Source organism: Nonomuraea sp. NPDC050451, assembly GCF_044458585.1.
The window spans coordinates 1-14,370 of the sequence record NZ_JBITHZ010000065.1 but is presented as its reverse complement, the minus strand read 5'-3'; the positions used below and the strand labels follow the sequence as shown (position 1 = coordinate 14,370).

The following is a 14,370-nucleotide window of genomic DNA, read 5'->3' as shown; positions in this document are numbered from 1 at the left end:
GGCTGTACTTAAGGGTTCCAGACACTTATCGTCAGTCCACACGCGCCCAGAAATCGTACGGGTCCTGCCCAGGGCGGAATCCATGCGCCTCTGCCATCTCTGCCGCCTCTCGGAACCTGTGAGCGACGAACGATGGTTCGTGGGCGTCGCTGCCGAAGCTGACCGCCGCCCCGCCCTCCTGGTGCCACCACCGCAGGATCACCGGTGACAGCGGCAACCTCGTGTTGATCTCCAGGGCCCGCCCCGACGAGGCGGTCGCCCGCAGCGCATGGCGGAACTCCTCCTCGAAGGCCAGCGGATCGAAAGGCACCTCCGGAGGCCAGGAACGCACTGGGTAGTCGATGTGGGCAAGCACGGAGAACACATCGCTCCCCGCCACCAGTTCGGCAACCTCGGCCAGGTACTCCCGGATGACCTCGGCCGCAACCCGGTGGTCGTACAGCCCCCACGGTTCCGCGAACCCGTCGCCGTCGGGCAGGCAGTGCAGAGAGCCCAGGATCCGGTCGAACCGCCCGGCCGCGAGGACCCTCGCCACGGCCTCGGCGTGCCAGTGCGGCTCCCCGACCTCCAGCCCACTCAGGATCCGTAGCCCGGGGAAGCGCTCGCGGCACCGCTCGATCGAGTCCAGATACTCGTCCACGTCGAACGCCGGAGGGCTCAACACCCCATCCGGCGAGCTCAGCGACAGCAGATGGGCGTCATCCGCCGAACCGATGTTCAATGACGTGTGGTCGAGGTGTTCGGTGAAGGCGATCGCCGGGAGCCCAAGCTCCACCGCCCGCGCGCAGGCGCGCTCCATCGAGGCATTCGGAGCATCCCAGGACCACTCGCTGTGCACGTGGCTGTCTGCGGGCAACATCACAAAAGCACCGTAGTGGACGATCAGGGGAAGTGGCTTGAAAGGGGAGACGCCGATCGTCAGTTCATCGACAACAAGCCCTGAACGACTCCACCCGAATGTGTCCGCATCAACATGTCGGACTACAGGTCATACGTGTCCGCTCCGACAACATCACTTGGAAAGGGCATCAGCGCCGTGCCCCCAGTCCAGCCCGCCCGGGTGAGCATCTCCCAGCACCACGAGAGCCGCCATCAGAGCGTTGTGGTGGCCCCAGAACCGGGCGCGAGCGTGCCGGTGCAAGGGCGGCCAGGTGCTCGACCCAATCCTTGGCGGTGCTTGGCGGCCGCCGCTCCAAGCGGGTTTGCACGCGCGTGCAGGGTGCGGGTGATGGTCTCGGTGCGCACCTCGCGTACCGGCTCGGCGCGCACGGCCGCAGCGGCGATGTCGCGCTGCAGCCGGCACTCGGCGGTCGGCCGCGCCCGGAGTAGGGGATGTAGGTGGCGCACCAGGCGCACGTGCGGCCCTGCAGCCGGTCCCGGACTTCGACGCTGTCGACCTCGTGGACGTCGGTCATCGCATCTACCAGTAGTCCGTGTTTGGTCCCGGACGGAACGTAAAGTCCGACGAAATCTATAACTTGCGCAGGGATGATCATGGTTTTCGGGGACCGCCGCGTCGCTCGTGGATCCCGGGTGGACCCTGCGGATTCAGCGGCCGGCAATGGGCCCACGAAGGCATTGTGTGGGCGTTCGCGGGGCGGGTCTGAACGTCGCGAGGTAGGCGCGGACAGGACGACAGTCGGCGCGGCTTTTGCCCCGGACGTATCGACGTCAGGCGTCAAGGCCTTAGCACTCAGTTTGATCTTGAGTTCATGATTCCTGATGGATCTTCGTGATCTCTGTGATCGAATTAGGGGCCCTTAATGCCTATCTTGCTGCATGGATTCCTTCGTGATCGTTTGCGGTTGGTGGATCCGGTAGTTGGGCTTTCCGGTTTCGGTTCTGGTTCGTGGCCCTGTCTTGTGTGCGCGTACGTGCCGACGCCGCGCATGTCGTTGCCCACGCCCCGGCATACCCCGTCCCGGCAACAACGACGGCCACGGCCCTACACGCTTGCCCTGAGGGCCCCGCCGTCAGTGGCTGCCGTCGTAGGCCGCCAGCAGGTCGTTCCAGGCGCTGGTGGCGTTGGTCTCGATGACGGTGGCCACGTCCAGCAGCACCGCTTACGGACGTGCGAGATCGGTTCTTGCACGCGTGCGCGTAGGTATGTCGTGAAATTCGCGAAACCCGGGACTGTCGCGCGCGCGTAGGCCAGGCCGGAAAGTCCTGAAACCCCGGTGTGTGACCCAGATATGCGTCAGTGTCTGTGGTACGTCTCGGGCTGGTGCTATCCCACGAGTGCTTGAGTGCCGAGGGTGGTGATCAGTGCGAGATGATCGGCGTCTTCGGTGCCGGTCTCGGCGGTGTAGACCATGATGCGCAGGTCGCTGCCGGCTACGGTGAGGATGTCGCAGTCGAGGGTGACGGCGCCGACGTGCGGGTGGTCGATCGTCTTGCGGGCTGCCTCGTGGTGACCGGCGATGCCGGTGGCCCACAACTCGGCGAACAGGTCACTTCGTACGAGCAGTTCGGCGATCAGACGCTTGAGCCGCTGGTCGGCCGGGTAGCGGGCGGTGGCTGTGCGCAGGTCGGCGACCAGTGCGGTCTGCAGGGCGTAACGTGACTGTGGGGTGTGCCGCACGCGGTCGCTGAGGCCGAGGAAGTTGCGCCACACCGCGTTGCGCTGGTGGCCGCGCCATCGGGTGGGGTCGCCCATGAGGGCGGCGTAGGGCGGGTTGGCCAGCAGGAGCGTCCAGGCGGCGTCGAAGACGGCGACAGGGGTGTGGGTCAGCCGGTCGAGTAGGCGCTGCACGCTGGGCGTGAGGTAGGCGGGCACGCTGTCCGGTCCCGGTGGCTGCAGCCCGCCCAGCTGGAAGAGGTGTGCGCGCTCGGGGTCCGACAGCCGCAGGGCCCTGGCGAGGGCTTCGATGACCTGCTGCGAGGGACTGGTGGCGCGGCCCTGTTCGAGGCGGGTGATGTAGTCGACCGAGATCCCGGCCAGCTGGGACAGCTCCTCGCGGCGAAGTCCTGGGGTACGCCGCTGGCCGCTGACGGGAAGTCCGGCGGCTTCCGGCGTGATCCGTTCGCGCCACCGGCGCACTGCCTGCCCGAATTCCGTCGTTGCCATGGTTGCCAGTGTGCCTGCCCCGTTGCCGGCCTGCCTGGTACCGGCGTTCCCAGGAAGACCAGACGTCTGGCTGGTCGCACGGCCGTGGCGCAGGCTTGAGATGAGCACGAACAACGATCACTTCTCGCGGAGCGGGCGGCGGAGCCGAACCCCGGCCGCCGCGGCCGGCTAGGGAAAGGAACAACAGTGAGCAAGCTCGTACTCGTCACCGGTGCCACCTCCGGCATCGGAAAGGCCTTCGCCGAGCGTCTGGCTGCCGACGGCTATGACCTGGTGATCGTGGGCCGGCGCGAGGACCGCCTGGAGGAGTTCGCCGCCGCGTACCCCGAGGTCAAGGTCCAGGCCGTGGCCGCCGACCTGTCCACCGCCGCAGGCATCGCCACGGTCGCCGAGATCTGCGCGACCGAGCCGCTGACCATGCTGGTCAACAACGCCGGTGTCGCCCACTACATGCCGCTCGCCGAGCTCCCCGCCGACAAGGCCGCAGAACTCGTCAGCGTCAAGGTCCTCGCCCCCACCATGCTCACCCGCGCCGTGGTCGCGGGCATGCAGGAACGCGGCGAAGGCACCATCATCAACGTGGCCGGCATGATCGCCTTCAGCGGCCCCGCCCCGCACTCCCAGATGCCCCGCCGCGCCGTCTACGGCGGGAGCCTGGCCTACCTCGTCGCCATCTCCCAGACCCTCAGCGCCGAGCTCGAGGGAACCGGCGTCAACGTGCAGGTCGTGTGCCCAGGCGTGGTGGCCACCGAGTTCCACGAGCGCCAGGGCCTCGACATGAGCAGGGTGCCCCGCATGACGGCCGACGACGTCGTCACCGCCAGCCTGCGCGGCCTGGAGCTGGGCGAGACCGTCTGCGCCCCGGGCGTGGAGGACACCGGCCTCCTCGACGCGGTCTTCCAGGCCGACCTCGCCGCCTTCGGAGCGCAGAGCCCCGAGCTGGCCACGCGCTACCGCGCCGCCTGAACCGACGGCCGCATCCTTGACATGGCCCGCTCAGGCCCACGAAGACCTCATTGACCGGCCTCAATGCGCCAACCTTTGAAGCTCCGTACACACGATCACGTCGTCCCTGGTCAGCCAGGCTGGGGGGGAACCGGGCATGCCCGGCAGAACGACTAAGCGCACGTTGCCGCTGGTAAGAACCGCGTCGTACGGCCCAAGACGGCGGCATCGTCGCACGTCACCGTGCGCAACTACGACGGCTGCTGAGGAGGGCCGCCGCTGCAGTCGTAGATACTTGCACCGAGGGTGAGGTGTATGACTGCTGTCGCACGTCTAGTGACGTTCGTCGACGTCGATGATCAGGCGGCTGACACCGTCTCGGTGTCGGCGCGTCACGAGGCAGAGCTCGTCGACGGAACCCGGGTGCTGCTGCTGCACGACAGAGGTTGGGGCTCATCGCAAGACTGGGCCGCGACGTCGGTAGCAGACGTAGAAGAGACGACGCGGATGGTGGTCGGGCCCGATGAGCCGTTCAGTGGCCGTTCCCAGGAAGACATGGAAGCAGACCATTGGGCCTCGCTCCAGCAGATCGCCCAGCGGCAGGGAGTCATTGTCGACGCGGCCGCGCTCAGGCAGCTGCCGCATGACGTCGTGCTCAGCCAACAGGTGCTCGCGCGCATCGGAGGCAACCCGGACACTGCCTCCGGCTGAGCCGGGCACCGTCAAAACCTCTGGTCCAAGGCCAACCATCCGGCCTGCGGTGGACCACTCGTCAGGTCGCCCCCGCTGGTGCGGCACCCATCAGGCTGACCGCGACGACAGTTGGCGTGCCCAGGAACGCGCCCAGTTCGTCGGCTGCGGCGTGCAGCGCGGCGGTCTCGGCGGCGTCGAACGGCCGGTACAGCACCGCCTCGACCACGACGGCGTCGGCTCGGACCACGCGCCTCCAGCGGCCGGCCACCTGCGTGTCGACCAGGATGACGCCGTTCGGCAGGGCGAGCTTGTCCGGCGCCGCCGCCACCAGGCCGCCGAGGTCGAGCAGGTGCTTGCTCTGCCGGTAGCCGACGATGTACTCGTCGTACGCCTGCAGCAGCCGCACCGACGGGGACGGGGCCGGAGCGAGGACCTTGCCCGGCGCGGACCAGTAGGTGACGCCGTCGACTTCGGTGCTCTCCAGCACGTCGCCAACAAGTGACAGCCCGGCGACGATGTCGGGGCGCGTGAGGCTGGACCACCACGCCAGGTCCTTCACCGTCGCCGGACCGTGGCTGGTGAAGAACCGGCGGACCAGCTCGGCCAGCGCCGCCTCGCGCTCCAGGCTCACCGCCCGGGGGACCCGCTCGTCGAGCAGCGCGTACGTGTGATGCCTGCCGCGCAGCGGGCCGCTGCAGATCACTCGCTCCAGTTCGGCGTGGATGAGGATGTAGCCGAGCCGGAACCCCTCCGCGATGATGCCGTACTGGGCGAGCAGCTCCGCGATCTCAGCGCGGGTCAGGTGGTTCCCGCCTGCGACGGCGCCGGCGATCAGGTCCGTGGTACGGCCCAGCAGCGGGCCGTCGAGCTCGCCCCGCCGGTAGGCGTAGGCGTTGAGCGCGTGCACCCGCGGCGCCGTCAGCTCCAGCAGCCAGCGCAGGTCGGCGGGGGCCACGAAGTGCCACGTCGGGCGCAGCACGTGCGTACGCAGGATGACGCCGTCGTCGAACGCGCGATCAAGGTCCGCGTCGGTGACGCCGGGGCCGAGCCGCTGGCCGATCGCCCACTTCGCCGGGTGGTAATCCTGCGACTGTAGCGCGCCGAACCAGCCGACCACCTCGGCGGCGCCGGCAAACGCGGCCGGCTGCGCGCTGCCCAGGCCGACAGCGCCGGCGCGGCGGCGGGCCAGTCCGTCCAGCGTCACGGGTGCACCTGCATGATCAGGCGGATTCTCCTCACGGAGCCGGCTCACGGCGACCACCGTACCTGTCACACCCGGCGTCGCGCCCGCGCGCCTTTCACCGGGTGGGCGGGGGACGGCTCGGCGGGCGATGAGGGTGTCGGGCCTTGGAGGATGCCGGCTGTGACAGTGCAGGCGAACAGGGCTGTCGTCGCCAGGCGGCGGGAGTCTTTGTCGGGCAACGCGACCTGCGATAACGCGCTGACACCGCGTTATCGTGCCGCCGTCCGCCGAGTTCATCCCCGAACGCCCGGACCGAAACTGGCGCACGGTGACGTGCGACGATGCCGCCGTTTGGGCCGTGTGACGCGATTCTTACCAGCGGGCCGAGGAGGACCTCGGCACGGGTGACGTCCGTCCCGCGCGCAGCGGCTCGAGGCGGTGTCATGAGATGACTGCAACGAGTTCGTCTGCCGCAGCTGCGGGGCGCGGCGGAGCAGCCGGTGGGTGGCGATGCCGGCTCGCCGAGCAGCTGCTTCAGCCCAGCAGCGTGATCACGCCGGCCAGGAGCACCGCGGCGACGAGCACGGTCACCACGATCAGGGCCGTCGTGCCGAGCCGGCGGCGGACGAATTTCGGGTTGTGGGCCATCGTGATCCCCTTCATGGTCAGGCTCGGCGTCGTATCGCCAAGTAGGCGATCCCGGTCAGGGCGAGGGTGAGCGCCAGGTAGGCGGCCGTTTCGGTCCACTGCATGGCCCAGAAGGGCAGATCGAATCGCCCGCGCAGGGCCCGGCCGGCGAGTTGGCCGGCACCGACCAGGAGCACCGACAGCGGCATGGCGATGCGGGTGTGCCGGGTGACCGCGCCGAGCGCGACGCCGAGTGTCAGCGCCCACAGCGCCCTGGCGTACGGGACCAGGCCGTGGCTTTCGTAGTACGGCCAGGCCATCGGGTCACCCTCGGTGTCCGGCAGGGCCCAGGTCAGCATCGCGGCGAGGACGGCGGTCGCGGTCAGGGCGCCGGCCGCCGCGACGGCGAGGACGGCGGTCAGCCAGCGGCCCCGCGACAGGCTCTGGGTCCAGGCGAGTTTGTGAGTGCCGGCCTCGAACTCCCGGGCGATGAGGGGAGCGCCCCAGATCAGGCAGATTGCGCCGGCCAGGAATCCGGCCAGTTGGAAGGTGAGTCCGCTCAGGTCCGGCTCCAGCCACTCGGTCGCGGCCGCGACACCGTACAGCAGGAGCAGCGCGGCGATGGCGGCGGCCTGAGCGCGCTGTCCGCGCCAGGCCACCCACAGCAGCCCGCTCATCGGACCGCCTCGGGGTTGCGCAGGTAGTGCAGCACGAGGTCCTCCAGATCGGTGGCGGGGTGGCTGCTCAGCAGGTCGGCGAAGCTGCCGCACAGGCGGACTCGGCCGGCGCCCAGCAGGATCAGGTGATCGCACACCTCGGCCAGGTCGGCCAGGATGTGGGAGGACAGCAGCACGGTGGCCTCCAGCTCGCGTACCACGCTCATCACCTGGATGCGGGCCAGCGGATCGAGCTCGGCGAGCGGTTCGTCCAGCACCACCAGGTCGGCGCGCTTGCCGACGGCCAGCGCGAGCGCGACCAGCGTGCGCTGGCCGCGGGACAACCGGTCCACCCGCTCGTGCAGGCCGATGTCGTGCCCGGACAGCAGCGACTGCGCAGCCGCGCGATCCCATCGAGGGTTGGTGGCGGCGCCGAAGCGCAGCAGGTCGGCGACGCTCCACCGGCGATACAGCGGCTTGTCCTGGGCGACGAACGCGACCGCCGCCATGTCCAGAGGTCGCCCGAAGACCTCCGCCCTGCCCGTGGTGGGCGCCAGCAGGCCTGACACCAGGTTCAGCAGCGTGGACTTGCCTGCGCCGTTAGGCCCGACCAGCGCGGTCCTGGCCCCGGCGGGCACCGTGATGGTGGCCTCGCGCAGCGCCCATCGCTGCCGGTAGCGCTTGCCCAGCCCGCTGGTCCGCAGCGCGTTCACCGCTCCTCCTGGCCGGTCAGCTCGTGCATGCGGCGCAGCAGCGCCGCGCGCCGGGCATGGGCGCGCACCGCCAACGCCAGGGCCACAGCGACGAACAGGCCCCCGACCGCCAGGGCAAGCCCCGCCCCGGTGCCGCGCTGCACGGCCATGACGGCCACGACCGCCGTGGTGGCCAGCGAGGCGGCCAGGCCGATCCAGGCGGCGATCACCTGGTCGGTGGCGAACAGCGGAACTCTACGCGTCAGCAGCCACCCGCCGTAGGCGGCCCAGGCTACGCAGAACCCGGTGAACAACGCGAACGCCAGCTGCGTGCGGCCGGGCAGCGGGCCCGGCTCCGTCCACCACAACGTGCCCACGAACACCGTCCCGGCGACGCCGGCCGGCAATGCCGCCACCGCCCGGATCCGGTTTCTCGGCGCCAGCACCGCCGCGAGGTGTTCGATCATGTCCTGCGCCGACAGACGCGGTTCGTCGGTCATGGCCGGTATCCCTTCTCCTCCAGATGCTCACGCAGCAGACGACGGGCGCGGTCGAGCCGGGACTTGACCGTTCCGGCCGGGATCTGGCAGATGTCCGCGCATTCCTCGACCGGTAGGTCCTCCAGGTAGAACAGGACGAGGATCTCCCGCTCCAGCACCGGCAGAGCTGACAGCACGCTCACAAGCGCGGAGCGGTCCACCATGGCCTCGGCCGGGTCCTCGGCGACCGGGTCACTCAAGAGCGCGAGCTCCTCGGCCTGGGCGTACTCGCCGCGCAGCCGGTCGGTGACCGATCGCCGGGCGATCGTGAACAGCCACGGCGCGAACCGGCCGGGTTCCCTGAGCCGGGGCAGGCCGCGGACTACGGCCAGCCAGATCTCCTGGGTCACGTCGTCGGCCCGCTCGGCATCCAGCATGCGCCGCACGTACGTCCACACCGGCACCCGCCACCGAGCCAGCAGCTCGGCCAGCGCCGCGCGCTCGCCCAGCTGAGCGCGCACCATCAGCAGCTCATCGGTCATCTCGCCCTCCCGTCACCTTGCACAGTCGGGCGAGAAGCCAAGAAGGTTCACGATTTCCGGATCACCTCGAAGGCGTGGTCACTGACCTGCCGGAACCGCGTCAACACCGGATCCTGACCCCAGACTCGGTCCAGACCGTTGATCCTGCCTGGGGTGGGCGCGCGAGTTCGACACCGTTCCGGCGCTGGTGTCGAACGCGGCGCGGTGCTCAACGACCGCGTCGGCGTGGTCCACCATGAGGGGAGGCTGTCGGCCGGATCGAGCCGCTCGGGGAGCCCGGCCCCGGCGCGATCCGGTCGGGCGGGCGGGGTAGCCGAGCTGGGGCTGGGGGACGGCATGCGGCCAGATCACTACCGTTGCGGATCAGCCGACTGCGTAGGCGCGGGTGATCAACTGGGTCACCCCGTCGCCGGCGGCGTCGGCGACTGCCGCGCGGAGGGAGACGAATCCGGCCGCGGGAGGGTTCGTCAGCGTGGCGGTCCAGCCGGAGCCGGTGCGGGTGACCGGGACGGGACGCCAGGTGGCGCCGTCGTCGGCGGACACCTCCAGCCGGATCGATTTCGTCTCCGCCTTCGTGGAGCCGGGGTTGCGCTCGACCCACATGGGCATGCGGGTTGTGCTGCCCGGCTTGGCGCGGTTGGAGTCGTCCAGGCCCTCGGGGCTGTAGCGGACGGCCATCAGGGGCAGTGGCTGTCGCTTGGCGGCGGTCGTGGACTGGAGCATCCAGACCGATTTCACCTCCGTGGAGAGCGTGGCCTGCCGGCGCATCGACGTGGTCAGCGTGTAGGCGCCGGATCCGGCGGGCAGGTCGGCGCGCAGTTCGCAGCTCTGCGGTTGGTGGACGTCGCAGTCGGCGAGGTCGGCGGTGGCCAGCACCTTGCCGTCCTTGGCGAGGGTGGCGGTGCCGGTGGCGGCGGTGTCGGAGCCGGTCCTGCCCGGCTGCCCGTCGGCGAACATCGCCGTCGCGGCGAAGGTCAGGCTGTCGCCGGTACGGTGGCCGGCCGGCAGCAGGAACGACGGCCCGGTGACAGCGGCGTTCCAGACTTCGCTGGTGTGACCGCGTTTCATGAGCTTGCCGCCGTCGGAGGTCAGCGCGGTGCCGACCTGGAGGCTGCTGTCGTAGACCAGCCCCGGAGTCCGATAGTGGACGAGCGTGCCGGGCAGCGCGATGTCGCCTATCGACGAGACCGGGAACTCGACCATTGAATCGCCGACGTACAGGCTGACCTCGGGTGAGCCCGTGGCAGCCGCTCCGGAGGCTCGGTAGGTCGCGGTGACCTTGGCCAGTTCCTTCTGTCTGGCGTGGTAGGCGGGGTCGTCCGGAAGGCCGCCGCTGCGCCGGTCGACCAGGGTGTAGACGTACGGGCTGGGCGAGAGGTCCTTGCTGAGCCACGTGGTCGCCAGGGTGTAGGTCAGACCTGGTGACGCGGCGGGGATGACGAACACCTGGGAGTTGGCGTCAAGGCCGAACATGCGGCTCCAGAGGTTCCACGCGCCGTGGTCCAGCCCAAGGGAGGAGACGCGCTGGAGTTGGGCGCTCGGGTCGTCGATGGTGGTTTTCGTCGGCTTGCCTTGGCGCGTGTCCACGATGAGCCGCCGGTCGCTGCCGTCAACCTTCAGCGGGGAGTCGGCGATCGTCAGCACAGGCTGCCCGTCGATCTTCTCTCTGATGCTGGTGTAGAGGTTCCAGTCGCCCTTGGGCAGTCGTACTGTGGCCGTCCCGTTCTGGAAGGACAGCGCGTGGACGGTCCCGGTCTCGGCGTCGTAGATCTCGCCTGCCTGGGGGTTGACCGGCAGGCCCTGCCTGCCGACGACGGTGATGGTGACGTCGTAGGACTCCGGCTCGACGTACGCGCCGGCCAGCGTGCGGATCACCGTCTCGCTCGACTCTGCGGTGACTGTTCCCGGGTACTCGTCCGGGGCCTTCCCGCTCGCGTCGATGGTGAGCGTGACCGACGCCTCGCCCTTGGCCGGGACCGTGACCTGGTCGGACGGCAGTTTCAGCACCTCGCTGTCCGCCGACAGGCTGAGGGTGACCGGGGTGTCGCCCGCGTTGGCGTAGGTGATCGTTTTGGTCGCGGTCCGGCCGCCGGTGCCGTTCCAGGGGAAGGCCGCCCACACGTTGGCCTGCTTGGGCACGACCTGCTGCCGCAGCGCGCGTACCAGGTCGATCGTCCCGGCGCCCTGCTGATAGATCGTCGCGTCCTGGACCGGGGCGGCGCTGCCGATCAGCGCGGACTTGATCTGCGCGCCCGTCCAGTCCGGGTGGCGCTGGGCCAGGATCGCCGCCGCTCCCGCCACGTGCGGGGCGGCCATTGAGGTGCCGCTCATCGATCGGTAGCCGCCCCCGACGGCGGCGGCCATGATGTCGACCCCGGGCGCGGTCACGTCCGGTTTGATCGCGTGGTCGCCCACGCGCGGCCCTTGGCTGGAGAAGCCGGCCATGCGGCCCTGCTTGTCCACCGCGCCCACAGTGAGTGCCGCCTCGGCGCTACCGGGAGTGAGCACACTGGTCTCGATGCCGTCGTTTCCCGCCGCCGCGACGAACAGTGCGCCGGTCTGTTGCGACAGGGTGTTGACCGCCTGCTCCAGCGGATCCAGCTCCGGGCCGTCAGGGCCGCCCCAGCTCATGTTGACGATCTTGGCCTTGACCTCGACGGCGGCCCACTCCATACCGGCAAGACCTTCAGACTCGGTCAGGCCATTGCCTTCGCCCACCTTTCCGATGGCCAGGCTCGCCTCCGGGGCTACGCCCCGGTACCCCTCGCCTCTGCCGGCCACGATCGAGGCGACGTGGGTGCCGTGGCCGTTGTTGTCGCGCATATCCGGTTCATCGCTGAATTTCCCCTCATGCGGCACCGCGTCCTTCAGGTCCGGATGGTCAGGGTCGTAGCCGGAGTCGAGGACCGCGACCGTGACGCCCTTGCCCGATAAGCCCTGCTGCCACGCCTGCGGCGCGCCGATCTGCTTGACGCTCTCGTCCAACGAGAAGCTCCTGCGGCCGTCCAGCCACAACTTGGTACGGCCCGCCACCAGAGTGCGAGCTCCCGTGAGAGTCCGCCAGGTCTGCGCGGCGTTCGCCTTGGACACACGTGCCGCGCTCATGCCCAGACTGGACAGCCGCCGCACCTGCGAGGAACCCAGTGGTGTGGTGATGCCCTGTTCGATGACGGGGATGTCGGGGGTGTCAGCGTCGCCGTACCGCCAGGCCAGGAGCTGGGTGACGTCGAACAACCGCCGGTCCAGCACACCCTGCGCGAGCAACGGCGCGGCGTCGGACGGGATCACATACAGGTGGCCCGTGCGCACCTGGCTGGAGAAGTCGACCTGCCTGCCACGCCCTGGCTCCACGCGATGCCCCTGGGCGGTGACCACCACCCGGTCACCGGTGATCAGCGTCACCCCGTTCACCGGTGAGGATGGCGACTGTGATGCCGGTGCCTGTGTGGGTGTGACACCGATCGTCCCCGCCAGCAAAGCGGCGAGGAGCGACTTGCCTAAAGTCATGATCTACCTCACGTACGAAGGAGAAGGCACTTACCGGGGAAGCTCGTCCGTCCAGCCTGTGGTCAGCTTGATGAACAACCCGCGGTTCGTACCCGCCAGACCTCCATCAGCGGTGGGAAGCCAACTGGTGCGGATCACCTGGGACGTCTCGGGATCGACGACCAGCCTGCTCTCATGCCTCCCGCCCTGGATCATCAGCTCCTCGCCGCCTTCGACCGCGCCCAGCCGCTGCACGCCCGGCAGTTCGGCGAGCGCGCGGAACGCCGCCGATCGGACGTCCGCGGGCGCGGGGAGCTCCGCGATCAGCGAGGCCAACGGCAGGAGGGCGATGTCATGCTCGCCGACGGGACCGCCCTTCTGCATCGCGGTGACCTTCTGCCGCAACGCCTCGGGGTCCGTCGGCAACGCCTCGAGATCCTCCATGGAGACCTCGGTGCCGCTGTCGGCGGGTCCGAGCCAGAACGTGCCCGAGGGCTCCTTCACCACGCCGGGCCCGTTGCCTGCCCCCCCTCTGCTCCACCGCTGCCCGTCGCGCGTGGTCCAGCTCTCCCCCCAGAAGTGCCGGCCGTCCTCGCTCTCTCGTTTGATGTGCCAGTAGGTCCCAGAACCCTGTGGCGTACGCTCCGCGCTGTCGGCAGCCACGAGCAGGACGTTCTTGGCAGAGGTCAGGGGTAGGACATCACCGGCGGAGGCCGGTGGCTTGACGGGCACGGCGGCCGGACCGGTGACGATCACGACGGCGGCGGCCGCCGCGACCCCGGCGGCGGCAAGGCCCGTGACCCGCACGGTCAGCGGCCGCCGGGACCGCCGAGGAGGCGCCGTACGGGCCATCACGGCCAGCAGGCGCCCCCGCGCGCCGGTCAAGGCGTCCGGGTCGGTTTCCGCTACCTCCGAGCGCAGGCGCCTGATCAGCTCAAGGTCATCCATGGTCTTCCTCTCTCGTCTCGACGGGATTGGCGCCGCCCAGAGTGTGCGCGACCTTGCGGCGGGCACGCGACAGGCGCGAGCGAACCGTGCCGATGGGCACCTGCAACGCTTGGGCCGTCTCCTCGTACGTCAGATCGCCCCAAGCGATCAGCAGCAGCACGTCCCGCTCACCGCGGCCGAGTTTCGCCAGCGCGGCGGCCAGGCGCTGCCGGGTGGCCGACGCGGAGACCCGGGCGGCCACCCGCTCGTCGAACGCCGCGACCACCGGATCCTCGCCCGTACGGGCCATGGCCCGGTAACCGCGCACTTCGGCACGCCGGTGCAGGCCGATGACGTTCGTGGTGATGCCGTACAGCCAGGGCAACGCCTCTGCACAGCCGAACTCGTACCGGTGGCGCGTCTCGAAAGCCCTGGTGAACGCCTCGGCCACCACGTCCTCGGCGTGGTCGGGCCCGAGGCGCCGCGCGGCGTAGCGGTGCAGGACGGTGGCGTGCCGGTCGAAGAGCGCCGCGAAGCGCTCCGGTACGTCCAGGGATGCCGCGATGATGGCGGAGTCGTCCTGGCAATCCGTCAACCCCGCCTGGCCGCGTACCGATGGCCGGTGGTCGTCGGGAGGCGGGGGATCCGTCAAGACGAGCTCCCGTTCTGAGGTGGTTGTCACGACCGTCTTTATCCGTAGGGCGTTTTAGAGTTCCCAGTAGATGTTCCGAACGGGTAGAGGCCGTCCCCGATCAGGCCGAGGCGCCTCGGCGTCGCGCCCCAACCCCTGGCCCCTCACCGACAACAAGACCTGAACGAGTCCACCCGAAACCGTCTATCTCAACATGGCGGGCCACCGGTCAGCACGTGCACCTCCCGCCGACTCCATTGGGAAGTGATAGTCCGCAGGTCCCCGGTGTGTGGAGGTTGTCGTAAACCGTGGCCTTCACGGGTGTGGTGGGCATCGGTTGTGGGGACCGGGCTTCCCCTCGTAACGTGGAGACCGAACCAAGAGAGGTTTGGTCTTGGCAGGAACCACGAGGCGTCGCTTTGATCCGGAGTTCCGGGCTGGG

At 69.6% G+C, this 14,370-nt stretch carries 13 protein-coding genes; 2 read left to right on the top strand and 11 right to left on the bottom strand.

Translation table 11 applies throughout. From position 1 onward, the window contains the following. Positions 1 to 31: 31 nt before the first annotated feature. Together ACIBI9_RS65015 and ACIBI9_RS65010 are read right to left on the bottom strand one after the other, a co-directional pair. Complete coding sequence (locus ACIBI9_RS65015; RefSeq protein ID WP_397238714.1) at positions 32 to 859, bottom strand: PHP domain-containing protein; 828 nt, start codon at positions 857 to 859, stop codon at positions 32 to 34. 1,368 nt (positions 860 to 2,227) lie between these two features. Then, positions 2,228 to 3,067, bottom strand: coding sequence for a helix-turn-helix transcriptional regulator (locus ACIBI9_RS65010; protein ID WP_397238666.1), 840 nt, complete (start codon positions 3,065 to 3,067; stop codon positions 2,228 to 2,230). A 186-nt stretch (positions 3,068 to 3,253) separates the two neighbouring features. Here ACIBI9_RS65010 and ACIBI9_RS65005 point away from each other — a divergent pair, with 186 nt between their 5' ends. Both ACIBI9_RS65005 and ACIBI9_RS65000 read left to right on the top strand, forming a co-directional pair. Further along, positions 3,254 to 4,033 (top strand): SDR family NAD(P)-dependent oxidoreductase, encoded by a 780-nt coding sequence (locus tag ACIBI9_RS65005; protein ID WP_397238664.1) that lies wholly within the window; start codon positions 3,254 to 3,256, stop codon positions 4,031 to 4,033. 294 nt (positions 4,034 to 4,327) lie between these two features. Next, positions 4,328 to 4,723: a hypothetical protein gene (locus ACIBI9_RS65000; RefSeq protein WP_397238662.1), complete on the top strand. Its 396-nt coding sequence runs from the start codon at positions 4,328 to 4,330 to the stop codon at positions 4,721 to 4,723. Between the two features lie 61 nt (positions 4,724 to 4,784). On the opposite strand, the gene ACIBI9_RS64995 is transcribed toward ACIBI9_RS65000, so the two are convergent. The 9 genes from ACIBI9_RS64995 to ACIBI9_RS64955 form a co-directional block, all read right to left on the bottom strand. Further along, the gene (locus ACIBI9_RS64995; protein ID WP_397238660.1) at positions 4,785 to 5,909 is read right to left on the bottom strand and encodes a winged helix DNA-binding domain-containing protein; all 1,125 of its coding nucleotides are present in this window, start codon (positions 5,907 to 5,909) and stop codon (positions 4,785 to 4,787) included. A gap of 513 nt (positions 5,910 to 6,422) precedes the next feature. Beyond that, positions 6,423 to 6,551, bottom strand: coding sequence for a hypothetical protein (locus tag ACIBI9_RS64990; RefSeq protein WP_397238658.1), 129 nt, complete (start codon positions 6,549 to 6,551; stop codon positions 6,423 to 6,425). Between the two features lie 2 nt (positions 6,552 to 6,553). Beyond that, on the bottom strand, positions 6,554 to 7,192 hold the full coding sequence (locus ACIBI9_RS64985; RefSeq protein WP_397238656.1) for an ABC transporter permease subunit: 639 nt from the start codon (positions 7,190 to 7,192) through the stop codon (positions 6,554 to 6,556). After that, complete coding sequence (locus ACIBI9_RS64980) at positions 7,189 to 7,884, bottom strand: ABC transporter ATP-binding protein (protein WP_397238654.1); 696 nt, start codon at positions 7,882 to 7,884, stop codon at positions 7,189 to 7,191. The genes ACIBI9_RS64985 and ACIBI9_RS64980 overlap by 4 nt, the downstream gene beginning before the upstream one ends. After that, the gene (locus ACIBI9_RS64975; protein WP_397238652.1) at positions 7,881 to 8,363 is read right to left on the bottom strand and encodes a hypothetical protein; all 483 of its coding nucleotides are present in this window, start codon (positions 8,361 to 8,363) and stop codon (positions 7,881 to 7,883) included. Before ACIBI9_RS64975 ends, ACIBI9_RS64980 begins: the two co-directional genes overlap by 4 nt. Continuing rightward, positions 8,360 to 8,884, bottom strand: coding sequence for an RNA polymerase sigma factor (locus ACIBI9_RS64970; RefSeq protein ID WP_397238650.1), 525 nt, complete (start codon positions 8,882 to 8,884; stop codon positions 8,360 to 8,362). The genes ACIBI9_RS64975 and ACIBI9_RS64970 overlap by 4 nt, the downstream gene beginning before the upstream one ends. 363 nt (positions 8,885 to 9,247) lie before the next feature. After that, positions 9,248 to 12,295 carry a S8 family serine peptidase gene (locus ACIBI9_RS64965; RefSeq protein WP_397238648.1) on the bottom strand — a complete coding sequence of 1,016 codons (3,048 nt, stop codon included), beginning with the start codon at positions 12,293 to 12,295 and terminating at the stop codon, positions 9,248 to 9,250. A 126-nt stretch (positions 12,296 to 12,421) separates the two neighbouring features. Further along, positions 12,422 to 13,318, bottom strand: a complete 897-nt coding sequence (locus ACIBI9_RS64960; protein ID WP_397238646.1) for a CU044_5270 family protein — start codon at positions 13,316 to 13,318, stop codon at positions 12,422 to 12,424. Beyond that, positions 13,311 to 13,979 carry an RNA polymerase sigma factor gene (locus tag ACIBI9_RS64955; RefSeq protein WP_397238644.1) on the bottom strand — a complete coding sequence of 223 codons (669 nt, stop codon included), beginning with the start codon at positions 13,977 to 13,979 and terminating at the stop codon, positions 13,311 to 13,313. Before ACIBI9_RS64955 ends, ACIBI9_RS64960 begins: the two co-directional genes overlap by 8 nt. Positions 13,980 to 14,370: the final 391 nt, after the last annotated feature.

Bases quoted from the DNA above. Each gene is read 5' to 3' on its own strand.
- ACIBI9_RS65015 (WP_397238714.1), bottom strand. From the start codon at position 859: ATGTTGCCCGCAGACAGCCACGTGCACAGCGAGTGGTCCTGGGATGCT.
- ACIBI9_RS65000 (WP_397238662.1), top strand. From the start codon at position 4,328: ATGACTGCTGTCGCACGTCTAGTGACGTTCGTCGACGTCGATGATCAG.
- ACIBI9_RS64970 (WP_397238650.1), bottom strand. From the start codon at position 8,884: ATGACCGATGAGCTGCTGATGGTGCGCGCTCAGCTGGGCGAGCGCGCG.
- ACIBI9_RS64975 (WP_397238652.1), bottom strand. From the start codon at position 8,363: ATGACCGACGAACCGCGTCTGTCGGCGCAGGACATGATCGAACACCTC.
- ACIBI9_RS64990 (WP_397238658.1), bottom strand. From the start codon at position 6,551: ATGAAGGGGATCACGATGGCCCACAACCCGAAATTCGTCCGCCGCCGG.
- ACIBI9_RS64985 (WP_397238656.1), bottom strand. From the start codon at position 7,192: ATGAGCGGGCTGCTGTGGGTGGCCTGGCGCGGACAGCGCGCTCAGGCC.
- ACIBI9_RS64960 (WP_397238646.1), bottom strand. From the start codon at position 13,318: ATGGATGACCTTGAGCTGATCAGGCGCCTGCGCTCGGAGGTAGCGGAA.
- ACIBI9_RS65010 (WP_397238666.1), bottom strand. From the start codon at position 3,067: ATGGCAACGACGGAATTCGGGCAGGCAGTGCGCCGGTGGCGCGAACGG.